Annotated in this window: 23 protein-coding genes and 1 riboswitch; of the genes, 19 read left to right on the top strand and 4 right to left on the bottom strand. The window is 68.3% G+C overall.

Going from position 1 to position 25,363, the window contains the following annotated elements; all coding sequences use genetic code 11:
• Positions 1-21 precede the first annotated feature (21 nt).
• A riboswitch (glycine riboswitch) is annotated at positions 22-116 on the top strand.
• 154 nt (positions 117-270) lie between these two features.
• The 8 genes from CQ042_RS09730 to CQ042_RS09695 all read left to right on the top strand — a co-directional run bounded on the left by CQ042_RS09730 (position 271) and on the right by CQ042_RS09695 (position 10,861).
• A complete protein-coding gene (locus CQ042_RS09730) occupies positions 271-1,473 on the top strand; it encodes a glycine cleavage system aminomethyltransferase GcvT (protein ID WP_105670276.1) in 1,203 nt (400 codons plus the stop codon).
• Complete coding sequence (gene gcvH / locus CQ042_RS09725) at positions 1,470-1,847, top strand: glycine cleavage system protein GcvH (RefSeq protein WP_105670275.1); 378 nt, start codon at positions 1,470-1,472, stop codon at positions 1,845-1,847. Before CQ042_RS09730 ends, gcvH begins: the two co-directional genes overlap by 4 nt.
• A gap of 61 nt (positions 1,848-1,908) precedes the next feature.
• Entirely contained in the window at positions 1,909-4,761 is a 2,853-nt protein-coding gene (gcvP, locus tag CQ042_RS09720; protein ID WP_374954466.1) for an aminomethyl-transferring glycine dehydrogenase, read from the top strand.
• Between the two features lie 218 nt (positions 4,762-4,979).
• Entirely contained in the window at positions 4,980-6,620 is a 1,641-nt protein-coding gene (locus tag CQ042_RS09715) for an ABC transporter substrate-binding protein (protein WP_105670273.1), read from the top strand.
• 78 nt (positions 6,621-6,698) lie between these two features.
• Positions 6,699-7,628 carry an ABC transporter permease gene (locus tag CQ042_RS09710; RefSeq protein ID WP_105670272.1) on the top strand — a complete coding sequence of 310 codons (930 nt, stop codon included), beginning with the start codon at positions 6,699-6,701 and terminating at the stop codon, positions 7,626-7,628.
• Positions 7,618-8,571 carry an ABC transporter permease gene (locus tag CQ042_RS09705; protein WP_105670271.1) on the top strand — a complete coding sequence of 318 codons (954 nt, stop codon included), beginning with the start codon at positions 7,618-7,620 and terminating at the stop codon, positions 8,569-8,571. The genes CQ042_RS09710 and CQ042_RS09705 overlap by 11 nt, the downstream gene beginning before the upstream one ends.
• Positions 8,568-10,292 carry an ABC transporter ATP-binding protein gene (locus CQ042_RS09700; RefSeq protein ID WP_105670270.1) on the top strand — a complete coding sequence of 575 codons (1,725 nt, stop codon included), beginning with the start codon at positions 8,568-8,570 and terminating at the stop codon, positions 10,290-10,292. Before CQ042_RS09705 ends, CQ042_RS09700 begins: the two co-directional genes overlap by 4 nt.
• Before the next feature lie 5 nt (positions 10,293-10,297).
• A complete protein-coding gene (locus CQ042_RS09695; RefSeq protein ID WP_258132199.1) occupies positions 10,298-10,861 on the top strand; it encodes a PH domain-containing protein in 564 nt (187 codons plus the stop codon).
• A gap of 6 nt (positions 10,862-10,867) precedes the next feature.
• On the opposite strand, the gene CQ042_RS09690 is transcribed toward CQ042_RS09695, so the two are convergent.
• Positions 10,868-11,674 (bottom strand): CPBP family intramembrane glutamic endopeptidase, encoded by an 807-nt coding sequence (locus CQ042_RS09690; RefSeq protein WP_105670326.1) that lies wholly within the window; start codon positions 11,672-11,674, stop codon positions 10,868-10,870.
• Positions 11,675-11,775: 101 nt separating this feature from the next.
• Between CQ042_RS09690 and typA the strand changes: the two genes are divergently transcribed.
• Together typA and CQ042_RS09680 are read left to right on the top strand one after the other, a co-directional pair.
• Complete coding sequence (gene typA / locus CQ042_RS09685; protein WP_105670268.1) at positions 11,776-13,689, top strand: translational GTPase TypA; 1,914 nt, start codon at positions 11,776-11,778, stop codon at positions 13,687-13,689.
• Positions 13,690-13,957: 268 nt separating this feature from the next.
• Positions 13,958-14,782 (top strand): phospholipase, encoded by an 825-nt coding sequence (locus CQ042_RS09680; RefSeq protein WP_258132198.1) that lies wholly within the window; start codon positions 13,958-13,960, stop codon positions 14,780-14,782.
• A gap of 22 nt (positions 14,783-14,804) precedes the next feature.
• Here the strand turns inward: CQ042_RS09680 and CQ042_RS09675 are convergent, their stop codons facing one another.
• Entirely contained in the window at positions 14,805-15,353 is a 549-nt protein-coding gene (locus tag CQ042_RS09675) for a helix-turn-helix domain-containing protein (RefSeq protein ID WP_105670266.1), read from the bottom strand.
• A 104-nt stretch (positions 15,354-15,457) separates the two neighbouring features.
• Here CQ042_RS09675 and CQ042_RS09670 point away from each other — a divergent pair, with 104 nt between their 5' ends.
• The 6 genes from CQ042_RS09670 (at position 15,458) to CQ042_RS09645 (ending at position 19,879) form a co-directional block, all read left to right on the top strand.
• Positions 15,458-16,180, top strand: coding sequence for an AzlC family ABC transporter permease (locus CQ042_RS09670; RefSeq protein ID WP_105670265.1), 723 nt, complete (start codon positions 15,458-15,460; stop codon positions 16,178-16,180).
• Complete coding sequence (locus CQ042_RS09665; protein WP_105670264.1) at positions 16,177-16,491, top strand: AzlD domain-containing protein; 315 nt, start codon at positions 16,177-16,179, stop codon at positions 16,489-16,491. Before CQ042_RS09670 ends, CQ042_RS09665 begins: the two co-directional genes overlap by 4 nt.
• Before the next feature lie 44 nt (positions 16,492-16,535).
• Complete coding sequence (locus CQ042_RS09660) at positions 16,536-16,946, top strand: histidinol dehydrogenase (protein ID WP_105670263.1); 411 nt, start codon at positions 16,536-16,538, stop codon at positions 16,944-16,946.
• Positions 16,947-16,955: 9 nt separating this feature from the next.
• Positions 16,956-17,276, top strand: a complete 321-nt coding sequence (fdxA, locus tag CQ042_RS09655) for a ferredoxin (RefSeq protein WP_021199610.1) — start codon at positions 16,956-16,958, stop codon at positions 17,274-17,276.
• Positions 17,277-17,285: 9 nt separating this feature from the next.
• Entirely contained in the window at positions 17,286-18,398 is a 1,113-nt protein-coding gene (gene dapC / locus CQ042_RS09650) for a succinyldiaminopimelate transaminase (RefSeq protein WP_105670262.1), read from the top strand.
• Between the two features lie 158 nt (positions 18,399-18,556).
• Complete coding sequence (locus CQ042_RS09645; RefSeq protein WP_105670325.1) at positions 18,557-19,879, top strand: citrate synthase; 1,323 nt, start codon at positions 18,557-18,559, stop codon at positions 19,877-19,879.
• A gap of 219 nt (positions 19,880-20,098) precedes the next feature.
• Here CQ042_RS09645 and CQ042_RS09640 read toward each other — a convergent pair whose 3' ends face one another.
• Entirely contained in the window at positions 20,099-21,487 is a 1,389-nt protein-coding gene (locus CQ042_RS09640) for a DEAD/DEAH box helicase (RefSeq protein WP_105670261.1), read from the bottom strand.
• A gap of 282 nt (positions 21,488-21,769) precedes the next feature.
• Positions 21,770-22,717, bottom strand: a complete 948-nt coding sequence (gene dapD / locus CQ042_RS09635; protein WP_105670260.1) for a 2,3,4,5-tetrahydropyridine-2,6-dicarboxylate N-succinyltransferase — start codon at positions 22,715-22,717, stop codon at positions 21,770-21,772.
• Positions 22,718-22,782: 65 nt separating this feature from the next.
• Here dapD and dapE point away from each other — a divergent pair, with 65 nt between their 5' ends.
• The 3 genes from dapE to CQ042_RS09620 all read left to right on the top strand — a co-directional run bounded on the left by dapE (position 22,783) and on the right by CQ042_RS09620 (position 25,321).
• Complete coding sequence (dapE, locus tag CQ042_RS09630; RefSeq protein WP_105670259.1) at positions 22,783-23,856, top strand: succinyl-diaminopimelate desuccinylase; 1,074 nt, start codon at positions 22,783-22,785, stop codon at positions 23,854-23,856.
• The gene (locus tag CQ042_RS09625; RefSeq protein ID WP_105670258.1) at positions 23,838-25,055 is read left to right on the top strand and encodes a hypothetical protein; all 1,218 of its coding nucleotides are present in this window, start codon (positions 23,838-23,840) and stop codon (positions 25,053-25,055) included. The genes dapE and CQ042_RS09625 overlap by 19 nt, the downstream gene beginning before the upstream one ends.
• A 92-nt stretch (positions 25,056-25,147) precedes the next feature.
• Positions 25,148-25,321, top strand: a complete 174-nt coding sequence (locus CQ042_RS09620; RefSeq protein ID WP_017203323.1) for a DUF3117 domain-containing protein — start codon at positions 25,148-25,150, stop codon at positions 25,319-25,321.
• The last annotated feature ends 42 nt before the right edge of the window (positions 25,322-25,363 follow it).

Raw genomic sequence — 25,363 nt, 5'->3', positions numbered from 1 at the left:
CCACAACTGAAGACAGGCCGAATGACCCACGCGGGAGAGCCCCGGCGAACGCAGCCGGGCACCGAAGGAGCAAGCCTCCCCGCCAATCTCTCAGGTACGCGTACCGCGCGGTTCCGGCCACTCTGAAAAGCGATCCGGCGACACCTCGGATCCGCCGACGGTGAAAGCCCCGCCTCCGCGCACGGGTGAAGCTCTCAGGCCCATGACAGAGGGGGAGTTCCGAGGAACGGCGATGCCGCCGTTCCGCCCGACACAGCCCGGGAGAACTCCATGTCCGACCCCCGCTACACCCCGCTGCGCGAACGCCACGAGGCGCTCGGCGCGTCGTTCACAGACTTCGGCGGCTGGCAGATGCCGGTGCGCTACACATCCGACCTCGCCGAGCACCACGCCGTGCGGCAGAGCGCCGGCATCTTCGACATCTCGCACATGGCCGAGTTCCTGGTGACGGGCGAGGCCGCCGCAGCCTTCCTCGACTACGCGCTGGCCGGCCGCATCTCGGCGATGCCGGTCGGCAAAGCGAAGTACTCCCTCCTGCTCGCGGAGGCCGGCGGCATCATCGACGATGTCATCGCGTATCGGCTGGCCGATGACCGCTACCTCGTGATCGCGAACGCCGGCAACCGGGGATTCGTCGACTCGGCATTCGCGAAACGCGTCCGTGACTTCCCGTCGCTCGTCGAGCGCGATCTCCCCCCTCGAGCACCGGGCGAGGAGCGCAGCTTCGCGGGGTTCCTCGGTGACCGCGGAGTCGACGTCGAAGACGTGTCCGACTCCTACGCACTCATCGCCGTGCAGGGCCCGAACGCCGAGGCGATCCTCGCCGCGACCGGCGACATCACCGACGTGAGCATTCCCTGGTCCGAGCAGAAGTACTACGCCTGGGCGTCCGCGAACTACCAGGGGAAACCGCTCCTGCTCGCGCGCACCGGCTATACGGGCGAGGACGGTTTCGAGCTCCTCGTCACGGCTGAGGACGCGGCCGCGCTCTGGGACGCCCTGCTCGAGGCCGGCGCGCCGCACGGCCTCGTTCCCGCCGGCCTCGCCGCGCGCGACACCCTTCGGCTCGAGGCCGGGATGCCGCTCTACGGGCACGAGCTGAGCCTCGACACCCGGCCCTCGCAGGCGGGCCTCGGGCGCGTCGTCGTGACCGCGAAGGAGAGCTTCGTCGGCAAGGAAGCGCTCTCCGCGGCCGAGGAGTCGACCGAAGCATCGGAAGCTCCGGTGCTGGTCGGACTCGTCGCCGAGGGCAAGCGCGCCGGACGTGCCGGATACTCCGTGATCGACGAACACGGAGCGCAGCTGGGCGAGATCACCAGCGGCGCCCTCAGCCCGACGCTGGGCCATCCGATCGCGATGGCCTACGTGCACCCTTCTTCCGCCGAAGAGGGAACCGCAGTATTCCTTGATGTGCGGGGGACCAGCATCCCCGCGACCGTGACCGCCCTGCCTTTCTACCGGAGGACCAAATGACCGACCTCGCCGCACTCAAGTACACCGAAGAGCACGAGTGGATCGCCGCTGAGGGCGACACCGTGACCATCGGCATCACCGACTACGCCGCCGAGAAGCTCGGGGACGTCGTCTTCGTCGAGCTCCCCGCCGTCGGCACCGAGGTCGCCGCGGGGGCGGTGGTCGGAGAGATCGAGTCGACGAAGTCGGTCGGCGAGCTGTACGCGCCCGTCTCCGGCACCGTCGTCGAGATCAACGACGCGGTCATCGACGACCCGTCGCTCGTCAACGCGGCGCCGTTCGAAGGCGGCTGGCTGCTCAAGGTCTCCGTCGCCGCCGACGCGCTCGACGGGCTGCTCGACCGCGACGCCTACGTCGCGCTCACGGAGGGCTGATCCACCCGTGGTCACTTTCGCCGATCGTCATATCGGACCAACGGATGCCGCGCAGCGCAGGATGCTCGCCGCTCTCGGTCTCGACACCACCGGAGTCGACGACGCGCTGAGCCCGGTCGAGGCGCTCATGCGCCAGGCCGTTCCCGCGTCGATCTACACCGGACCGTCGTCGGACGCCGCGGAGGCGCCTTCGCGCATCCCGGTCGCCGCGAGCGAGACCGAGGCCCTCGCCGAGTTGCGCACGCTCGCCGCGCGCAACACCGTGAACCGGCCGATGATCGGCCTGGGGTACTACGGCACGATCACGCCGCAGGTGATCCAGCGCAACGTGCTGGAGAACCCGTCCTGGTACACGGCGTACACCCCGTACCAGCCGGAGATCTCCCAGGGGCGCCTGGAGGCGCTCATCAACTTCCAGACGATGGTCGCAGAACTCACCGGCCTCACCACCGCCAACGCGTCGATGCTCGACGAGTCGACGGCTGTCGTCGAGGCGATGCTGCTCGCGCGGCGTGCCTCGAAGTCATCGTCGACCGTGTTCGCGATGGATGCGGATGCGCTTCCGCAGACCAAGGCCATGCTCGCCACGCGGGCAGAGGCACTCGGCATCGAGATCGTCCCGGTCGACTTCGCCGCAGGGGAGGAGTTGCCGGCAGACCTGTTCGGCGTCTTCGTCCAGTACCCCGGGGCATCGGGACGGGTCTGGGATCCGTCGGCCGTGTTCGATGCCGCGCACCTCTCCGGTGCTCTCGCCGTCGCCGCCGCCGACCTGCTCGCGCTGACCCTGATCGCCTCACCCGGCTCTCTCGGCGCGGATGTGGCTGTGGGCACGACCCAGCGCTTCGGTGTGCCCATGGGCTTCGGCGGGCCGCACGCCGGCTACATGGCTGTCCGCTCCGGCCTCGAGCGTCAGCTCCCCGGCCGCCTGGTCGGAGTGTCCGTCGACGCCGACGGCAAGCCCGCATACCGCCTGTCGCTGCAGACCCGTGAGCAGCACATCCGTCGTGAGAAGGCCACGTCGAACATCTGCACCGCCCAGGTGCTCCTGGCCGTCATGGCCTCGATGTATGCGGTCTACCACGGTCCAGACGGGCTCCGCGAGATCGCGACCCAGACGACCGCGAAGGCCGCGCTGCTGCGCGACTGGTTGACCGAGGCCGGTGTCGAGATCGTGCACGCGAACTTCTTCGACACCCTGCAGGTGCGCGTGCCCGGCCGCGCCGCCGAGTACGCCGCGCAGGCGCACGACGGCTACGGCATCCTGCTCCACGTCGCCGACGCCGACACGGTCGGCATCGCGGTGGACGAGACCACCACGCTCGGCGAGCTGCACCAGGTCGCCATGGTCTTCGGCGGCAGGAACGAGCGGGCGTTCGGCCTCTTCGGCAACGAGAAGCTGCGGGCACTCCCCGAAGACCTGCGGCGTCAGGACGACTACCTCACGCACCCCGTCTTCCACTCGCACCGCTCGGAGACCGCCATGATGCGGTACCTGAAGAGCCTCTCCGACCGCGACTACGCGCTCGATCGCGGCATGATCCCCCTGGGCTCGTGCACCATGAAGCTCAACGCGGCCACCGAGATGGCTGCCATCACCTGGCCGGAGTTCGCCGGAATCCACCCGTTCGCACCGGCCGCCGACGTGCAGGGCTACCTCGAGCTCATCGACCAGCTCGAAGGGTGGCTCGCCGAGGTCACGGGGTACGACGCGGTCTCGCTGCAGCCGAACGCCGGTTCGCAGGGGGAACTCGCGGGTCTCCTCGCCATCCGCGGCTACCACCACGCGAACGGCGACGTGCACCGCACGGTCTGCCTCATCCCGTCGTCGGCGCACGGCACGAACGCGGCCTCGGCCGTGCTCGCGGGCATGAAGGTCGTCGTCGTCGCGACGGACGAACTCGGCAACGTCGACCTCGACGACCTGCGCGCGAAGATCGCCCTGCACGCCGACGACCTCTCGGCCCTGATGATCACCTACCCCTCCACGCACGGGGTGTACGAGGAACAGGTCGTCGAGATCACGGCCGCCGTGCACGACGCGGGCGGGCAGGTGTACGTCGACGGTGCGAACCTCAACGCGCTGCTCGGTTATGCGCGCTTCGGCGACCTGGGCGGCGACGTCTCGCACCTCAACCTGCACAAGACGTTCGCGATCCCGCACGGCGGCGGCGGCCCCGGCATCGGACCGGTCGCGGCGAAGTCGCACCTCGCGCCGTTCCTGCCCTCGCACCCGCTGGCCCAGAGTGCCGAGCATTTCGGGGGCTACACGTTCGAGGGCGGCGTCATCTCGGCGGCACCCTACGGATCGGCCGGCATCCTGCCGATCTCGTGGGCCTACGTGCGCATGATGGGGGCCGATGGTCTGCGCCGCGCCACCGCGGCGGCGGTGCTCTCCGCGAACTACATCGCCGAGCGCCTCGGCAGCCACTTCCCGGTGCTGTACACCGGCGAGAACGGGCGAGTGGCGCACGAGTGCATCCTCGACCTGCGTCCGCTCAAGGAGGCGACTGGCATCACGGTCGACGACGTGGCCAAGCGCCTCATCGACTACGGCTTCCACGCACCGACCATGTCGTTCCCCGTCGCGGGCACCCTCATGGTCGAGCCGACCGAGTCGGAGGACCTCGACGAGATCGAGCGCTTCATCGAGGCGATGGTCATGATCAAGGCCGAGGCGGAGGCGGTCGCCGCCGGTCGCTGGCCTGCGGACGACAACCCCCTGGTGCACGCTCCGCACACCGCGGTGTCGCTCATCGCGGGGGAGTGGAACCACGCGTACTCGCGAGAGGACGCCGCGTATCCGGTGCCTGCGCTGGTCGCCGGGAAGTACTGGCCTCCTGTGCGCCGCATCGACCAGGCATACGGCGACCGGAACCTCGTCTGCGCCTGCCCGCCGGTGGAGGCTTTCGCCTGAGTCGCGTGCTCTTGTGAGCAGACGGTGCTGCGCTGGTGTCGAGGAGCGCAGCACCGTCTCGCATTTCCCCGTGTTTCGCCGATGTTTCGGATGGTCACCACTCAGTAACAGTTCGTTAGCTGAGGACGGCCACGAGGAGGCCGCGGGTTACGCTCAGGTATCCCTGCGTGCTCGACGGTGAGCGTGCAGACTCAGCACTGTCCACAGGAGGACGAAAAGTGAAAAGAAACAGGACTGCCCTCGCGGGCACCGCTCTGCTCGCCGTCGGCGCGATCGCTCTCGCCGGCTGCGCATCCGGCGGCGACAACGGCAGCGGCGAAGAAGGCGGCGAAGCGTCGACCGGAATCGTCACGGTTCAGAGCAACGAGCCCCAGAACCCGCTCCTCCCGGCCGTGACCAACGAGGTCGGTGGCGGACTCGTTCTGCAGAACATCTTCGCCGGTCTCGTCTACTACGAAGCTGATGGCGCTCTCGCCAACGAGCTCGCCGAGTCGATCGAGTCGGACGACAACCAGAACTGGACCATCAAGATCAAGGAGGGGGAGAAGTTCAGCGACGACACCCCCGTGACCGCTGAGTCCTTCGTCGACGCGTGGCAGTACGCCGCGTCGGATGCCTCGTTCGAGAACCAGTGGTGGTTCGCGAACTTCGCCGGGTACAACGACGGTGGCGAAGACGGCTCCATCGTGGTCGAGGACTCCCTCGCCCTCGAGGTCGTCGATGACACGACCTTCACCGTCGAGCTCGCTGCTCCGCAGTCGGACTTCCCGACCACGCTCGGCTACCAGGTGTTCGCTCCGCTGCCCGAGTCGTTCTTCGAGGACCCCGACGCGTTCGGTCAGGCCCCCGTGGGCAACGGCCCGTACGTGCTCGACAAGTGGGAGCACGACTCCGTGATCTCGCTTCTCCCGAACAAGAACTACGACGGTCCGCGCAAGGCACAGAACGGCGGAGTCGACCTCGTCAGCTACGCTACCGCCGAGGCCGCGTACACCGACCTGCTCTCGGACAACCTCGACGTGCTCAACCCCGGCGTGCCGCCGACGGCTCTGGCCACGTACAAGGACGACCTGGGCGACCGTGCCGTCGACCAGCCGGCCGCGATCTGGGAAGGCCTGACCATCCCGGCGCGCCTCGCCCACTTCGGCAACGACGAAGAGGGCAACCTGCGCCGTCAGGCCATCTCCTACGCGATCGACCGTGAAGAGATCACAGATGTGATCTTCGAGGGCACGCGCACGCCGGCCGTCGACTACACCTCGCCGGTCATCGCGGGCTGGAACGACGAGATCGCCGGTTCCGAGGTCACGCACGCCGACGCCGCCAAGGCGAAGGATCTGTGGGCCCAAGCCGACGCCATCGCGCCGTGGAGCGGCACGTTCACCATCGCGTACAACGCCGACGGCGGACACCAGGCATGGGTCGACGCAGTCTCGAACCAGATCAAGAACACGCTGGGCATCGACGCCGCAGGTCAGTCCTTCCCCGACCTGGCGACGCTCCGCGAGGAGATCAAGAACCGCACGCTGAACGCGGCGACGCGTTCGGGCTGGCAGTTCGACTACCCGGGTGCGTACAACATCCTGGGTGCGCTGTTCATCACCGGTGCCGGCTCGAACGACGGCGACTACGCGAACCCCGAGTACGACAAGCTCGTGCAGGAGGGCGCAACGGCTCCGTCGGTCGAGGAGGGCAACAAGCTCTTCGAGCAGGCGCAGGAGGTCCTGTTCGCGGACCTGCCCGTCCTGCCGCTCTGGTACCGCTCGACCAACGCCGGTTTCTCCACGCTCGTCGACAACGTCGAGTACGGCTGGGACAGCTGGCCGATCGTGTACGAGATCAGCAAGGCCGGCGAGTAACACTCCCGCTCTGATCTGAACCCGCCGTGCGGGGCGATGCTCATGCGTCGCCCCGCACGGCGCGGTTCGGTTCACGCTATGACTGCCTACATCATTCGTCGCCTGCTTCAGGCGATACCCGTCTTCCTCGGGGCGACCTTCCTGATCTTCTCGATGGTCTTCCTCCTCCCTGGCGACCCGATCCTCGCTCTGTTCGGCGACAAGACGCCGACCGACGCGCAGTACGCGGCCTTGCAGGCGCAGTACCACCTGGACCAGCCGTTCTTCACGCGCTACCTGATCTACCTCGGCGATCTGTTCCGGGGCGACCTGGGAACGACCTTCCGAGGTCAGAGCGTCAACGAGATCCTCGCCGCGAAGTTCCCGGTGACGCTGCGTCTCGCGCTGCTCGCGATCATCATCCAGCTGCTCTTCGGCGTCGTGGTCGGCCTCATCTCCGGTCTGCGCAAGAACAGTCTGTTCGACCACGCGTCGATGCTGGTGAGCCTCGTGCTCATCTCGATCCCGGTGTTCGTCCTCGCCTTCATCGCGCAGTACTTCCTCGCCATCGAGCTGCATCTGTTCCGACCCACGGTCGGCAGAGGCGCACCATGGTCGGACCTGATACTCCCGGCGATCGTCCTCGCTGCCCTGAACTTCGCCTACGTCGTCCGCCTCACGCGCAACTCGGTCATCGAGACGCGCCAGCAGGACTTCGTGCGGATGGCGTTCGGCAAGGGGCTTCCCACACGGCGCGTCATCCCCGTGCACGTGCTGCGCAACTCGCTCATTCCCGTGACGACGAACCTCGCTGCCGACTTCGGCATCCTGATCGTCGGCGCCACCGTCACCGAGGGCGTGTTCAACGTGCCCGGTATCGGTAACGAGCTCTTCAAGGCCATCAACCAGCACGACGGCCCGGAGATCGTCTCGATCGTGACCGTTCTCGTCGTGATCTACGTCCTGGTCAACCTGTTCATCGATCTGCTCTACGGTGTGCTCGACCCGAGGATCCGCTATGTCCGATAAGCCTTCCGTCCGCCGTATGGCGCATTATGTGGCCGAGTCCGACGAAGTCGGTCTCGGAGCCGTCGACGCCGTCCGCGTCAGCGAGCGCAAGAGCAACCTGTGGCTCGACGCGTGGCGCGACCTCCGCGGTCGCTGGATGTTCTGGACCGCTGGTGCCTTCGTGGTGATCCTGGTCGTCGTGGCTGCGTTCCCCGATCTGTTCGCTCCGGTCGATCCGTTCGCCTGCGAACTGAAGTTCTCGAACGACGGTCCTTCGGAAGGACACCCCTTCGGGTACACCTTCCAGGGCTGCGACGTGTACTCCCGTGTCGTGCACGGCGCGGGTACCTCGCTCTCGGTCGGCATCCTCGTGACGATCATCATCGCGATCATGGGCATCGTGATCGGTGCATTCGCCGGATTCTTCGGCGGCTGGATCGACTCGCTGCTGATGCGCATCGGCGACATGTTCTTCGCGATCCCCTACGTGCTCGCCGCGGTCGTCATCATGTCGATGTTCCTGGACAACCGGAACATCCTCGTGGTCTCGCTGGCGATCGGCTTCTTCGGGTGGCCGGCTGTGGCCCGCATCCTGAGGGCCGAGATCCTGCGGGTACGCTCCGCCGACTTCGTGATGGCATCCGAGGCGCTCGGGGTCTCCCGGGTGCGGACGATGTTCTCGCACGTCATGCCGAACTCGATCGCCCCGGTGATCGTGCTCAGCACGGTGGGTCTCGCCGCGGCGATCACCGCGGAGGCCACGCTGTCCTTCCTGGGCGTCGGACTGCCCCCGGAGTTCATCTCCTGGGGCAACGACATCGCGCAGGCGCAGCAGCGCCTGCGCACCGACCCCATGCCGCTGATCTATCCGTCGATCGCTCTCTCGCTCACCGTGCTGTCGTTCATCATGCTCGGCGAGACGGTGCGAGACGCACTCGACCCGAAGGCGAGGGCACTGCGATGACCGCCGACTACACCCCTGACGTCCCCCTGCTCTCGATCGAGAACCTGGAGGTCGCGTTCAAGACGCAGGACGGCTTCGTGCCGGCGGTGCGCGGCGTGAGCTTCGACATCTACCCCGGCGAGACCATGGCGATCGTCGGCGAGTCCGGTTCGGGCAAGTCGACGACCGCGCACGCGATCATCAACCTGCTCCCCGGCAGCGGGACGGTCACCGGCGGCGCCGTGAAGTTCGAAGGGCGCGAGCTGACGAAGCTCACGCGCTCCGAGATCGAGCACGTGCGGGGCAACCTCATCGGCCTGGTTCCCCAGGACCCGATGAACAGCCTCAACCCCGTGCACCGCATCGGCTTCCAGGTCGAGGAGACGATCCTCGCCAACGGGCAGGCCGACGGACGCAAGGCTGCGCGCAAGCGGGCGATCGCCGTGCTGAAGGAAGCGGGTCTCGCCGACGCCGATCGACGACTGCGTCAGTTCCCGCACGAGTTCTCGGGAGGCATGCGCCAGCGCGTGCTCATCGGCATCGGGTTGTCTTCCGATCCGAAGCTGCTCATCGCCGACGAGCCCACCAGCGCGCTCGACGTCACCGTGCAGAAGCGGATCCTCGATCACCTCGACACCCTCACGAAGGAGCGCAACACCGCGGTCCTGTTCATCACCCACGACCTCGGGCTCGCCGCGGAACGGGCGGAGAACCTCGTCGTGATGCATCGAGGCCGCATCGTGGAGTCCGGCCCCGCGCTCGAGATCCTGCAGAACCCGCAGCACCCGTACACGCAGCGACTGGTCGCAGCGGCGCCGAGCCTGGCGTCGAAGCGCATCCAGACCGCGGTCAGCGGTCATGTGGACCCGCTCGCCGAGGTGCTCACGGAGACCACGGGCACGGTCGACCTCGCGTCGATCGCGCACACCGAGGTGGTTCCCGCCGAGCCGGTGATCGAGTTCCGTGACGTCACGAAGGTCTACAAGATCCGGGGGAGCGGCTTCCGTTCCAGCGACTTCACGGCCGTCGACAAGATGTCCTTCCAGGTGCCCAAGGGCTCCACGATGGCCATCGTCGGCGAATCGGGATCCGGGAAGTCGACCGCGGCCAAGATGCTGCTGCGCCTGGAGACCAAGACGTCGGGCTCGATCCTCGTGAACGGTCGGGACACCGACACGCTCTCGCGGTCCGAGCTGCAGGCGCTGCGCCGCGAGATGCAGCCCGTGTTCCAGGACCCCTACGGGTCGCTGGATCCGCTGCACAACATCGGCAACACGGTGGCGGAGCCGCTGCGCGTGCACGGCGTCGGCGACACCGCCTCGCGTCGGAAGCGGGTGCTCGAGGTGCTCGATCAGGTGGCGCTCCCTTCGAGCGTGGCCGACCGGTATCCGAACGAGCTGTCCGGGGGTCAGCGTCAGCGCGTGGCGATCGCCAGGGCGCTGGCACTCAAACCGGAGATCGTGGTGCTCGACGAGGCCGTGTCGGCGCTCGACGTGCTCGTGCAGGCCCAGGTGCTGAACCTGCTCGCTGAGCTCCAGTCCGAACTCGACCTGACGTACCTCTTCATCACGCACGACCTCGCAGTCGTGCGTGTGATCGCGGACCGGGTCTGTGTGATGGAGCAGGGGCGCGTCGTCGAGCACGGCACCGTCGACGACATCTTCGCCAACCCGCAGCAGGAGTACACGGATCGTCTGCTCCAGGCGATCCCCGGCGCATCGATCGCCCTCGGCGGTCGCTGACGGTGATGTCCGACGAACAGTCGGAGGGCGTGCGCACATTCCGTGCGCCCTCCGGCCCCGCCGCACTGTTGATCGGCACGCTGCTCGCGCTGTTCCTGCTGGGCGACGCCGTCGTGCGCGCCGGGTGGGGGCAGATGATGCTGCTGGCGCCCTGGGTGCTGCTGGTGCTCTGGATCGTGTACGTCAACTCCTTCGCGTCGTCGATCCGTGTCGACGACGACGGCGTGCGGGTGCAGAACGCCCTGCGCCGGATCGAGTTCGGATGGCAGCGTGTGCGCGCGGTCGATCTGCGCTGGCAGCTGGTGTTCTCCCTCGATGACGGAAAGGACCTGTCCTGCTACGGCGGCCCCGCCAAAGCCGGCTCGATCCGGATGCCTTCACGCAGTGACGGCGAAGAGAAGGTGCCTGCGGGGATCCGTGCTCTCACCGAGATCGAGGAGCGCTGGCAGGCGGCGCCGGACACCGCCGATGCTCCGATCCGCCGCAGCTGGGATCGTCCCGCCGTGATCGCGCTGGGCGTGATCGTCGTGTGGGCGGTCATCGCCATCCTCGTCGCGAACGCGGGCTGATCCTGCTCAGCCGGGCAGCCCGAACAGGTCGGGCCACATGCTGGCCGCCCACGGGTAGCCGACGAACGCGGCCGCGTCGATCAGGAAATGCGCCACGAGGAACGGCATGAGCCGTCCCGTGCGCTGGTACAGCCAGCCGAACAGCAGCCCCATCGCGAGGTTCCCGAAGAACGCGGGGTAGCCCTGGTAGAGGTGGTAGCTCGCGCGGAGGATCGAGGTGCCGAGGATGATCGACCACGGGCTCCAGCCGAGTTGCCTGAGCCGGGTGAAGAGGTATCCGAGCACGACGATCTCCTCCTGCAGCGACGCGCGCGCCGCCGCCAGGAGCAGGACCGGGACGGTCCACCAGTAGGCGTCGATCCCCGCGGGGTCGATCGCGACGGTGAGCCCCAGCGCCCGCCCGGCGAGATAGAGCCCCAGGCCCGGGACGCCGATCACGAGCACGAGGAGGACCCCGCGACCCGCATCCTTCCCGATCCCGGTGCCGTCCAGACCCAGCCGCTCCAGGTGCGGACGACGCGACTGCCAGAGCAGGAAGCACACCAGCAGCACCGGGACGAGCGAGAATCCGATCGACAGTACCTGATACACGAGGTCGAAGACCTCCCTGTCGCTGCGGGACGGATTGAGCTTCGCGACCTGGTCGGCGATCGGCGTCTCGTCGGTCAGGCGGTAGGCGAGCTGCACGATCGCGTACACGGCGGACTGGCCGAGGCCGAGGGCCAGGACGATCGAGATCTCCCACCAGAGGCGCGCGCGGGAGGGCGTGGGGGAGAGTTCCGGAAGGTCTCCGTGGGCCTGCGGTCGTGTCACGATCTCGATGCTACGACCTGTATTCAGGAACACGCCCTGAGCTTGCGTTATCCTGGAACGTCGGCTTCCCGGCGAAACCCCACATCTTTTAGGACACCTGCATGGCGCACGCCCTCCGTTCTGACCTCCGCAACGTCGCAATCGTCGCGCACGTCGACCACGGCAAGACCACTCTCGTCGACGCCATGCTGCGTCAGACGGGTTCCTTCGGCGAACACGCCCACGTCGATGAGCGCGCCATGGACTCGAACGATCTGGAGCGTGAGAAGGGCATCACGATCCTCGCCAAGAACACGGCGATCACCTACAAGGGCAAGCACGCCCAGGGCAAGGAGATCACGATCAACGTGATCGACACCCCAGGCCACGCCGACTTCGGTGGTGAGGTCGAGCGCGGCCTCTCCATGGTCGACGGCGTCGTGCTGCTCGTCGACGCGAGTGAGGGCCCGCTGCCCCAGACCCGTTTCGTGCTGCGCAAGGCACTCGAGTCGAAGCTCCCCGTCATCCTCCTGGTCAACAAGACCGACCGCCCCGACGCGCGCATCGCCGAGGTCGAGGAAGAGGCGCATGACCTGCTCCTCGGTCTCGCCTCGGACCTGGTCGACGACGTGCCCGACCTCGACGTCGACGCGCTGCTCGACGTGCCGGTGGTCTACGCCTCCGGTCGTGCCGGTGCCGCATCGCAGAACCGTCCCGCGGATGGATCGCTGCCCGACAACGACGACCTCGAGCCGCTCTTCGAGGCGATCCTCGAGCACGTTCCCGCGCCGTCGTACGACGACGAGCACCCGCTGCAGGCCTGGGTCACGAACCTCGACTCCAGCCCGTTCCTCGGCCGTCTCGCGCTGCTGCGCGTCTTCAACGGCACGCTCAAGAAGGGCCAGACCGTGGCCTGGGTCCGCGCCGACGGCACGCATCAGAACGCGCGCATCACCGAGCTCCTGAAGACCCGTGCGCTCGAGCGCTACCCGGCCGACTCCGCCGGCCCCGGCGACATCGTCGCCATCGCCGGGTTCGAGAACATCACGATCGGCGAGACCATCGCCGACCCCGAGGATGTGCGTCCGCTGCCGGCCATCACGGTCGACGATCCCGCCATCTCGATGACGATCGGCACCAACACCTCCCCGCTCATGGGCAAGGTCAAGGGCCACAAGCTCACCGCTCGCATGGTCAAGGACCGTCTCGACAAGGAGCTCATCGGCAACGTCTCGCTGAAGGTCGTCGACATCGGACGTCCGGATGCCTGGGAGGTGCAGGGCCGCGGAGAGCTGGCCCTCGCCATCCTCGTCGAGAACATGCGCCGTGAGGGCTTCGAGCTCACCGTCGGCAAGCCGCAGGTGGTCACGAAGAAGATCGACGGCAAGACCTACGAGCCGTTCGAGCACCTCACGATCGACACGCCGGAGGAGCACCTCGGCGCGATCACGCAGCTGCTGGCGGGCCGCAAGGGCCGCATGGAGAACATGACGAACCACGGCACCGGCTGGGTCCGCATGGAGTTCGTCGTCCCGTCGCGTGGCCTGATCGGCTTCCGCAGCGAGTTCCTCACCACCACGCGCGGCACCGGCATCGCGAACGCCATCTCCCACGGCTACGAGCCGTGGGCCGGTTCCATCACGACGCGTCAGAACGGCTCGATCGTCGCCGACCGCCAGGGTGTCGTCACCCCGTTCGCGATGATCGCCCTGCAGGAGCGCATGTCGTTCTTCGTGCAGCCCACGCAGGAGGTCTACGAGGGCATGGTCATCGGCGAGAACTCCCGTGCCGATGACATGGACGTGAACATCACGAAGGAGAAGAAGCTCACCAACATGCGTGCGGCGAGCTCCGACACCTTCGAGTCGATGACGCCTCCGCGCCAGCTGACGCTGGAGGAGAGCCTCGAGTTCGCCCGCGACGACGAATGCGTCGAGGTGACCCCCGAGGTCGTCCGCATCCGCAAGGTGAACCTCGACGCGAACACCCGTGCGCGCGAGACCGCGCGTCTGAAGCGTCAGGACGCCAGCGTCTGAGTTCACACTCGAAGACACTCCGAGTGAGAGGGCCCCGCACCGCCGAAAGGCGTGCGCGAGGCCCTCTTCTCATGTAAATCCCAGGTGAGGGATGGTTTTCGCTCAGGTTGATGGTCCAGACTCGTTCACTTGCGCCTGGGACGAGCTCCCGATGAGTCTCCTGCAAGGGCGTACGACCACCCGAAAGTCGAACCCAATGCTTCAGAAGACCCGTGCGCTTCGGCGCGCCTCGGCCGCGGCATCTGCTCGCTCCGCGGCCCATCGACCCATGACCGTTCTCAGTGTCGCTGCGGCGACGCTCGTCGGCATCACGCTCAGCGTCGGCCTCGCGTCCACCCCGGCGGCGGGGGCCGTGAACCCCGCAGTCGCGGTCGCGGCTCCCGCGGTCGCCGGCACGGAGCCGTTGGCTCAGATCGCCGAAGACGCCTCGGCGACGCTCGACGACGCGAAGAGCGCCGTCGTGGAAGCGGAGGCGCTGCGCGCCGATGTGGTCGCATCCGGTCTGGATGTCGGCGCCCGGACATCGGTCGACACCTCCGAACTCGAGCGCGACATCGAGAAGCTCGATGACAGCGACGTGATGCCGGTGCTTCTCGTGGGCGTCCTCGCCGACAAGGCGGATGCGGAGACGGCGAGGGTCGTCGCGAGCACGGAGGTGCTCCAGGGAGCGCTCACGGCCGCGCAGGAGAAGCGGGCTGCGGAGGAGGCGGCCAGAGTCGCCGCGGAGCAGGCGGCGGCGGAGGCGGCAGCGGCGGAACAGGCGGCAGCCGCCCTGGCCGCTGCCAACACCCCCGAGGGCGCCAAGGCCTCTGCCCGACAGATCATGTCGAGCACGTACGGCTGGGGTGAGGATCAGTTCTCTTGCCTGAGCTCGCTGTGGACCAAGGAATCCGGCTGGAACTACCAGGCGTACAACCCGAGCGGGGCGACGGGGATCCCGCAGGCGCTCCCCGGTGGGAAGATGGCGTCCGCCGGCGGTGACTGGCAGACCAACGCGGCCACGCAGATCGCCTGGGGCCTGGGATACATCTCGTCGGTGTACGGCACGCCGTGCAGCGCGTGGTCGCATTCTCAGGCGATGAATTGGTACTGATCCTCCGGTATCGACGCCGGACTCAGCGAAGCTCGGATATGAGCACGGCGCTGGTGCCCGGTTCCGTCGCCTCGAAGATGTGCGGAGCGTCGCCGGCGTAGGTGAGGTAGTCGCCCGGGTCGAGCGCCACCGGTTCGTCGACGGGACCGATGCGCGCGTGGCCTGCGAGCAGGATCACGTGCTCGATGGTTCCGGGGTGATGGGGGTCCGAGCGACGCGCATCGCCCGGCTCAGCGCGGATCAGGTAGACATCGCGTCTCGCGCCGGGCGGGCTGGCCGACAGCAGTGTCGCGCTGTACGCCGCGGCCGAAGAGGGGACGCCCCCCAGGTCGTCGGCGCGGATGAGGGTCGGGGCATTCGCCTGCTGGTCGACGAGCACGGCGAACGGTACCCCGAGCGCGACGCCGAGCGCCCAGAGCGTCTCGACGCTGGGGTTGCCGGCGCCGCTCTCGAGCTGGGAGACGGTCGCCTTGGAGATCCCCGCGCGTCGAGCGAGTTCGGACACCGACAGGCCGGCGGTCTCCCGTTCTCGACGCAGGGTGCGGGCGATGCGTGTGCGGAGTTCCTCCATGTGTTCATCATGTCAAACGATCGTTCGCTTGACTATCCATCCGTTGATGTTCAGAATTATGGTCATGTGTTCACTCCAGCGAACGACCACTCTGCGAGGGCGCGATGTCCGCGGAGCGTGAGGTCTGGCGCGAGGCGCTCGGCGTCGTTCTCGCCACGAGCGCCTACGGGGTCTCCTTCGGTGCGCTGGCCGTGGCCTCCGGGCTCGACGTCTGGCAGACCTGCGTCCTGAGCCTGCTGATGTTCACCGGGGGATCGCAGTTCGCCTTCGTCGGCGTCTTCACCGCCGGCGGTCTCGCCGCCCTCCCCTCGGCGATCGCCTCGGCCGCGCTCCTCGGCGTGCGCAACGTCGCCTACGGCATGCGCATGTCGCCGATCGTGGGCGGAGGTCCCGTCCGCAAGGCCGCCGCCGCTCATTTCACGATCGACGAGTCGACGGCCGTGGCGATCTCGCAGAGTGATCCGCGGCTGCGACAGGTGGGCTTCTGGGTCACCGGCATCGGCATCTTCGTCGGATGGAACATCACCACCCTGATCGGTGCGCTCGTCGGCGACGTGCTCGGCGACCCGAAGACCTGGGGGTTGGATGCTGCTGCGGCCGCCGCTTTCCTCGCTCTCCTGTGGCCACGACTCGCGCAGCGGCAGGCGATCGCGGTCGGGATCGCCGCCGCCGTCGTCGCTGCCGCATTCACTCCCTTCCTCATGCCGGGTCTCCCGGTGCTCGTCGCGGCGGTCGTCGCGATCGCGGTGGGGTGGTTCAACTGGATGGGGCGCCCGGTTCCTGCAGTCGACGAGGGCACGGATGCCGGTTCGGCGGCAAGCTCATGAGCGTCTGGAGTGCGATCCTCCTCGCGGCACTGATCTGCGTCGCCTTGAAGGCCGCCGGCTATCTGGTGCCGCCGAAGGTGCTCGAAGCGCCCCGAACCGCTCGCATCTCCGACCTGCTCACGGTCGCGCTGCTCGCAGCGCTCGTCGCCGTGCAGACGCTCGGGGACGGTCAGGCGATCACCGTGGACGCGCGGGTTCCGGCGCTCCTGGTCGCCGGCGGCCTGCTCTGGCTCCGGCAGTCGTTCCTGGTGGTCGTCGCGGCGGCGGCCCTGGTCGCGGCTGTCCTGCGTCTCCTCGGCCTCGCCGCGTGATCCCGCGCGGGGGAGGACACAGGGGTCGCCGGTAAGATCGTCGGGTGCGCGTGAGCTGGGTGTCGAGAGTGTTGTCGTGGATCGCTGCGGCCCTGGTCGGCGGTGTCTACGGTGTCGCCGGCACGATCGGTCACAGCGTGATGTGGGGGCCGATCCCGATCGGGATCATCGTCGCAGCGATCGCGTGCGCGGCCATCCTCATCGCGGTGCGCGCGCTCACCCATGACCGGGGTGCGGCCGTGGCGGCCGGTCTCGGGATGATCGGGATGCTGGTGCTGATCTCAGGCGTCGGGCCCGGCGGATCGGTGGTGGTGCCCGCGTCTCTCATGGGCCAGATCTGGACCTATCTGGTGGCGGGACTCGTGCTCCTGGTGATCGCCTGGCCGTCCTTCGATCGGCTCCCGGTGCGCACCGAGAGCCCCGTCGCGCAGGACCCCGAGGTCCGCGAGTCGTAGACTGGAGGCGTGACGTATGTGATCGCCCTCCCGTGCGTCGATGTCAAGGATCGCGCCTGCATCGACGAGTGCCCCGTTGACTGCATCTACGAAGGTGAACGCTCGCTCTACATCCACCCGGACGAGTGCGTGGACTGCGGAGCCTGCGAGCCGGTGTGCCCGGTCGAGGCCATCTATTACGAGGACGATCTGCCCGACGAATGGCAGGACTACTACAAGGCCAACGTCGAGTTCTTCGACGAGATCGGCTCTCCCGGCGGCGCCGCCAAGGTCGGCGTCTACGCGTTCGACCACCCGATCATCGCCGCGCTCCCGCCGCAGGGCGAGTAGGCGCGTTCCGTGAGCGTCCGCGACCTCGCCGACTACCCGTGGGATGCCGTCGTCCCGTTCCGCGCGCGTGCCCTGCAGCACCCCGACGGGCTCGTCGACCTTTCCGTGGGGTCTCCGGTCGACCCGACTCCGGAGATCATCCGGCGTGCACTCGCCGAGGCCACCGATGCCCACGCCTATCCGCAGGCGGTCGGCACGCCCGCCCTGCGTGAGGCCATCGTCGAGTGGTATGCCCGGCGGCGGGGAGTGCCCGACCTCAGGGTCGACAACGTCCTTCCGACGATCGGCTCGAAGGAGCTGGTCGCTCTCCTGCCGACGCTGCTCGGCCTGGGCGAGGGTGACATCGTCGTGCATCCGCGCGTGGCCTATCCGACCTACGAGGTCGGTGCCCGCGTCGTGGGCGCGACACCGGTGCCCGCCGACGATCCCGCCGAGTGGCCGGAGGGCGCCAAGCTCATCTGGATCAACACGCCGGGCAACCCGGACGGACGCACGTGGACCGTCGAAGATCTGGCGGCGGCCGTGCATCGTGCGCGCGAGCTCGGCGCCGTCCTCGCGAGCGACGAATGCTACGCCGAGCTGGGCTGGGACGGCGTCTGGGCGGAGGAGACGATTCCGTCGATCCTCGACCCGCGGGTGACGGGCGGCAGCCGAGCGAACCTGCTCAGCGTCTACTCTCTGAGCAAGCAGTCGAATCTCGCCGGGTACCGCGCAGCGTTCGTCGCCGGATGTGCGCGCATCGTCGGCGACCTGCTCACCGCGCGCAAGCACCTGGGGCTGATGCCGCCCGCACCGGTACAGCATGCGATGGCGGTCGCGCTCGGGGATGACGAGCACGTCGCCGCGCAGAAGCAGCTGTATCGGACCCGTCGAGACGCCCTGCGCCCGGCCCTGGAGGCCGCCGGCTTCCGCATCGACGGCTCCGAGGCCGGGCTGTACCTGTGGGCGACGGAGGGCCGTGACGCCTGGGAGTCGATGGAGCGGCTCGCCGACCTCGGCATCCTCGCGGGGCCCGGACCCTTCTACGGGTCCGATTCCGGGCAGCACATCCGCCTGGCGCTCACCGCGCCGACGGAGCGCGTCCTCGAGGCTGCACGTCGACTCTCCGGTGGGAACCTGTAGGTTCCCTCCTTGCAGGCGCCATCTGTTTGGCGGATGTCACAGTAGGCCTGTGTGCCTACTAGGCTGTAAAGGCGATTCGGTCGTGACCCGACCTGGTGCCTCAGCGCCGTGAGATCGCCAGTTCCGACTTGATCGAGATCTTGTCCGACACCACCGCGATGCGCGGGTTCGGACGCCAGGAGGAGGACCGCGTGAGCGCAGCGGCAGAGCAGACGGCGAAGCTGACGATCGGCGACACCACCGCCGAATTCCCGGTGTTGCGCGGCACGGCAGGGCACGACAGCATCGACTTCTCGACGCTGACCCGCCAGACCGGCTACACCGGTCTGGACTACGGCTTCGTGAACACCGCCTCCACCAAGTCGGAGATCACCTTCATCGACGGCGACAAGGGGATTCTGCGCTACCGCGGGTATCCGATCGAGCAGCTCGCAGGATCCACCAGCTACCTCGAGGTCGCCTGGCTCCTCATCTACGGCGAGCTTCCGTCGGCGTCCGAGCTCGCGGAGTTCGACGAGAAGATCCGTCGTCACACGCTTCTCCACGAAGACCTCAAGCGCTTCTTCTCGGCGCTGCCGCACACGGCGCACCCGATGTCGGTGCTCTCCTCGGCGGTCGCCGCGCTCTCGACGTACTACGAGGGTCAGACGGATCCGCACAACCCGGAGCACGTCGAGCTGAACATGGTGCGCATGCTCGCCAAGCTCCCTGTGATCGCGGCGTACGCGCACAAGAAGAGCGTGGGCCAGGCGTTCCTGTACCCCGACAACTCGCTGAGCTTCGTGGACAACTTCCTGAAGCTGAACTTCGGCGTGCACAGCGAGGAGTACGAGGTCAACCCGGTGATGTCGAAGGCTCTCGAGCTTCTCCTCATCCTGCACGAAGACCACGAGCAGAACGCCTCCACCTCGACCGTCCGTCTGGTCGGCTCCACCGGTGCGAACCAGTTCGCGTCGGTCTCGGCCGGTATCCAGGCCCTCTCCGGCCCGCTGCACGGCGGTGCGAACGAGGCCGTGCTGACGATGCTCGGCCAGATCCGCGACTCCGGTCAGAGCGTCTCCCGCTTCGTCGAGCGGGTGAAGAACAAGGAAGAGGGCGTGAAGCTGATGGGCTTCGGGCACCGGGTCTACAAGAACTACGACCCGCGCGCCAAGCTCGTCAAGGAGGCCGCCGATGAGGTGCTCTCCTCGCTGGGTGTCACGGACCCGCTCCTCGACCTCGCGAAGGAGCTCGAGGAGCTCGCGCTGGCCGACGACTACTTCCGCGAGCGTCGCCTGTACCCGAACGTCGACTTCTACACCGGCGTCATCTACAAGGCGATGGGCTTCCCGACCCGCATGTTCACCGTGCTGTTCGCGATCGGCCGTCTGCCCGGCTGGCTCGCGCAGTGGCGGGAGCTGCAGCTCGACCCGCAGACCAAGATCGGTCGCCCGCAGCAGCTCTACACCGGATCGCCCGAGCGGTCTTTCCCGACGCGCTGACTTCTGGACCAGCAGAGCGCCCCTCCGTCGAGACGGACGGGGCGCTTTCTGCTCGCCTGACCTGACCTGATCTGATCTGACCTGATCTGATCTGGCCTGACCTGACCTGGCGGCGATGGGGGTGAACCTGTCGGTCTCTCGTCTCGGGTGAGTGCACGAAGGCGCCCCCTCCGTCGAGCGGAGAGGGCGCCTTCCTGCGTGAGAGCTGCGGGTCGTGTGTCAGCGACCCTGGGAGCTGCGGCCGCCACCCTGACGGGACTGGCCGCTCTGCGTGGAGTACCCACCGCCCTGGCCGGCACCGGAGGCGCCGGAGCGGGGACGACGACGGCGACGCGCGGGCGGGTTGGCCGCTCCGTGCTTCTCGCCGCCCGCGGGACGCTGCTTCGAGGACTGGCGCTGCTGCTGCGGCTGAGCCTGCACCGGAGCCGGGCGCACGTGCGGCGCGCGCTCGGGGACCAGGGCGGTGACGGCGGCGGTCGTCACGTCTTCGAGCGGAGCCGTGATCGCGGCCTTGCGCAGCAGGTCCTTGACGTCGCGGCGTTGCTCGGGGAGCACGACCGTGACGACGGTTCCGGCAGCGCCGGCACGGGCGGTGCGTCCGGAGCGGTGCAGGTACGCCTTGTGCTCGACGGGCGGGTCGACGTGGACGACGAGGTCGACATTGTCGACGTGCACGCCACGGGCGGCGACGTCGGTCGCGACGAGGACGCGCACTCCACCGTCCTCAGGGGCGGCGGAGAAGGCGCCGAGGTTGCGCTCGCGGGCGTTCTGCGACAGGTTGCCGTGCAGGTCGACGGCGGGGATGCCCGCGGCGGTGAGCTGCTTCGCGAGCTTCTTCGCCTGGTGCTTGGTGCGGGTGAAGAGGATGCGACGGCCGGTGCCGGAGGCGAGCTCGCGCACCAGGGCCGTCTTGTTGTCGGTGGAGTCGACGACCAGCACGCGGTGGGTCATCTCGCCGACCGGCACGCTCTCCTCGTCGACCTCGTGACTGACCGCGTTCGAGAGGAAGCGGCGGGCGAGGGTGTCGATGCCGCGGTCCAGCGTCGCGCTGAACAGCAGGCGCTGGCCGCCGGCCGGGGTCGCCGTGAGGATGCGGGTGACACCGGGGAGGAAGCCGAGGTCGGCCATGTGGTCGGCCTCGTCGAGCACGGTGACCTCGATCGCGCTGAGGCGCACGACCTGCTGCTTCATGAGGTCTTCGAGCCGACCGGGGCAGGCCACGACGATGTCGACGCCGCCGCGCAGCGCCTGCTCCTGCGGACGCTGGCTGACCCCGCCGAAGACGGTCGTCACGCGCAGGCCCGCGGCCTCGGCGAGCGGGGCGATGGTCGCTGCGATCTGCGTCGCGAGCTCACGGGTGGGAGCGAGGACGAGTCCACGCGGCAGACCGGCGCGGCGCTGGCCGCCGGAGGCGGCGAGGCGGGCGACGAGGGGGAGTGCGAAGGCGATGGTCTTGCCGCTGCCCGTGCGTCCGCGGCCCAGGAGGTCGCGTCCGGCGAGGGAGTCGGGAAGGGTGTCGCGCTGGATGGCGAACGCCTCGGTCTTGCCGGAATCGGCGAGAACGGCGGCGAGCTCGGCGGGAACGCCGAGTTCAAGGAAAGTAGACATGCAGAAACTCCGTCAGCGCACGAGTGAACGGCGCGAGATAAGGGGTGAGGTGGGCGACGGCGCAGGAATTGCGCATCGGTTCGCCGTTCGAAAGGCCAGCTATAGCTGGTGATGGGAGCAGTTCCGCTCGCTTCGGTCCTCGGAGACCCCGTGACGACGACGATGTTACGAGACCGGCGGTGCACGCAACGGTGTCAGTCTACCAGTGCCCGCATGCCGTCAGCTGCATGCCGGCTGTCGGCGCGCGTCGTCGGACCCGGAGACGGTGCTCCGGCGCCGGTCTCAGGCGTGCAGCGCCTCGTTCAGCGTGACGCCGACGCCGGCACGACGCACGGCCTCGACAGCGCCGCTGAGGGAGTTCCGCCGGAAGAGCAGGCCATCCTGCCCCGAGAGTTCGGCGCCCTTGACCGTCTTCCGTCCACCGTCCGCGGTCGCCGGGCCGTCGACCAGCACGACCTTCGTGCCGGCCGTGACGTAGAGGCCCGCTTCGACGACGCAGTCGTCGCCGAGCGAGATGCCGATGCCCGCGTTGGCCCCGAGCAGAGTGCGCGCTCCGATCGACACCCGGTGCGTTCCGCCTCCGGAGAGGGTGCCCATGATGGATGACCCTCCGCCGATGTCGCTGCCGTCACCGACGACCACACCCTGCGAGATGCGGCCCTCGACCATCGAGGCCCCCAGTGTGCCGGCGTTGAAGTTGACGAAGCCCTCGTGCATCACCGTCGTGCCGGGGGAGAGGAATGCGCCGAGCCGGACTCGGGAGGCATCCGCGATCCGGACGCCGGACGGCTGCACGTAGTCGGTCAGGCGGGGGAACTTGTCCAGTCCCTGCACCTGGATGCCGGCGCGCTGCAGATGCGGGCGCAGACGTGCCGCGTCGGCGGGAAGGACGGGACCGGCGTTGGTCCAGGCGACGTTGGGGAGGTGTCCGAAGATGCCGTCGAGGTTGAGCTCGTTGGGACGCGCCACGAGATGCGAGAGCGCATGCAGACGGAGGTACGCGTCGGGGGTCGACGCCGGGGCTTCGTCGAGATCGATCTGGAGATGCACCACGTCGATCGTCACGTTGCGTCGCTCGTCGCGTCCGGTCAGGGGCTGCAGTGCTGCCACCGCGTCGTCGTCCGCCGTCGCGGTCCCGATGCGTACCTCGGGGTACCAGGCATCGAGGACCGTGCCGTCTCCGGCGGTCGTGGTCAGTCCGATACCCCATACCGTGCGCGCGTCGCTCATCCCTCAACGCTATCGTTCCCGGCGCCCGGCGAAGGCACGGATGACGGGGTAAGTAGTCTTGAGGCATGGTGCTCGATCTGAAGACGTCGTCCGTCGACCTCACCCGTGCGATCTGCGACATCCCGAGCGTGTCCGGGGACGAGAAGACCCTGGCAGACGCGATCGAGGCTGCGATCGGTCCACTCGCACATCTCGAGGTCTTCCGCCACGGCAATACGATCGTCGCCCGCACCGATCGGGGCCGTGCGCAGCGCGTCGCCATCGCCGGTCACATCGACACCGTGCCGATCAACCACAACGTGCCGACGAAGGACGTCGAGGTCGACGGGGTCCCGATGCTCTGGGGGCGCGGGACCGTCGACATGAAAGCCGGCGTCGCGGTGCAGCTCAAGCTCGCGGCCGAACTGACCGATCCCGCCATCGACATCACCTGGATGTGGTACGACAACGAGGAGATCGAGGCGTCCAAGAACGGCCTCGGCCTGCTCGCGGCCGTGCGTCCCGACCTGTTCCAGGCGGACTTCGCGATCCTCGGCGAACCGTCGAACGGTGAGGTCGAGGGCGGATGCAACGGCACCCTGCGGGCGATCGTGCGCACGGCAGGCGTGCGTGCACACAGCGCGCGTGCCTGGATCGGCGAGAACGCGATCCACCGCGCCGCACCGATCCTCACCAGGCTGGCCGAGTATCGCGCCAAGGAGGTCCTGGTCGAGGGCCTTCTCTACCGGGAGAGCCTGAGCGCCGTGCGCATCGCGGGCGGCGTCGCGGGGAACGTCATCCCCGACGCGTGCGAGGTCGAGGTCAACTACCGGTTCGCGCCGAGCAAGTCCGCGGCGGACGCCGAAGCCCACATCCGCGGAGTGCTGGCCGGCTTCGACATCGAGATCACGGATGCCGCCGAGGGCGCGCGCCCCGGGCTCGACGCCGAGATCGCGAAGCAGTTCGTTGCGGCGGTCGGCGCGGAGCCGCGACCGAAGTACGGCTGGACCGACGTCGCGCGCTTCTCCGCGCTCGGCATCCCCGCCGTGAACTACGGGCCCGGCGATCCCCACCTGGCGCACCACGACGAGGAGCGGGTGCCGCTCGCGCAGATCGACGCCGTGGAGCGGGGCCTGCGCGCATGGCTCACCGCGAGCTGAGACCGGTCCGCCTCTGGGCGACGACGCCGGTCGCGCTGCGCATCGCCGCGGTCTACGTCATGGCCCGGGTCATCACCACGGGCTTCCTCCTTCTCGCGGCCTCGCTGTCGACGGCCGTGTCCCGGTTCGGGGCCGACGCCGGTCTCGCCGACTTCGTTCTGGGGTGGGACGCGCAGTGGTACTGGCTGGTGGCGGAGAGTGGCTACCCGACAGAGCTCCCGATGACCGAATCCGGAGACGTCGCCGAGAACGCCTGGGCGTTCATGCCGGTGTTCGCATACGGCGCCAAGGCGCTCGGACTGCTCTTCGGATCGTGGGGCGCCGGTGCGCTGCTGCTCTCACTGGCGGCGGGATACCTGGTCTGTCTGGCGCTTCATCGTCTGCTCCGCGACCGCGTCGGGAGTTCCGCGGCGATGTGGGCCGTGGTGTTCTTCGCGGCGGGTCCGGTCGCGGCGATGTTCCAGGTCGGCTACGCGGAGACCCTGTTCCTGCTCCTGTTGTTCGTCGCCCTCGACCTGACCGCGCGACGCCGCTATGCGTGGCTCTACCTCGTGATCCCGGTCATGGCTTTCACCCGACCGGGCGTCCTCGCCTTCGCGCTCTATCTCGGGCTGCACGGCGTCCTGCGCTGGCTGCGCCGGAAGCAGGATCCGCTCGCCGGTCACGAGGTCGTGCACATCCTCGCCCTCGGAGCGCTGGCGACCGTGGCAGGTTTCGCGTGGCAGGTGATCGCCGGCATCGCCACAGGGGACCCCGGTGCGTACCTCGCCACGGAGCTCGCCTGGCGCCGGCACTGGATCACCGGCGGTGTCGAAGGCTTCGTGCCCTTCGAGGGGTGGGTCCAGGCATCGCAGTTCTGGTTCGGCCTGTGGGGCCTGCCGCAATGGTGGGGGCCGATCTTCCTCGTGCTGGTGGTCGTCGCGGCCGCGGTGGCGCTGCTCTCCTCCCCGCAGGTGCGGGCTCTCGGTGCCGACCTTCGCCTGTGGAGCGCCAGCTATCTGCTGTATCTGCTGGCCGTCTTCTTCCCGCAGTCGAGCACGCTCCGGCTGCTGCTGCCCCTCAGCCCGCTCTGGGGGGCGGTCGCGGTCCCTCGGTCGCGTCTGTGGCGGATCGGCATCCTCGTCTCGTGCCTCCTGGGGCAATGGCTCTGGATCTACCACGTGTATGCGCTCGGGAGCACATTCTGGCAGGTGCCCTGAGCCGGTTGCGGACCAATTGTTGCTCCGTGACCTGCACGTCCCGGTGTCACCCGATAAACTCATTCCATACCACCGGAGGAAAGGGAGCCACGATGGCAGCGATGAAGCCGAGGACCGGAGACGGGCCTATGGAGGCCGTGAAAGAAGGACGACTCATCATCGTGCGCGTTCCGCTCGAAGGCGGCGGCCGCCTGGTCGTCTCCGTGAACGACGCAGAGGCCAAGGAACTTCACGACGTGCTCGCCGCCGTCGTGGCACCGGCCTGATCGATCTGGGGTTCGCTTCGGCGGATCCGAAAGGGCGGTGGA

The sequence above is a fragment of the Microbacterium sp. MYb62 genome, from assembly GCF_002979475.1.
Classification (GTDB): domain Bacteria; phylum Actinomycetota; class Actinomycetes; order Actinomycetales; family Microbacteriaceae; genus Microbacterium.
The sequence above is the reverse complement of the archived record's forward strand: the minus strand, read 5'-3'. Positions and strand labels throughout refer to the sequence as shown.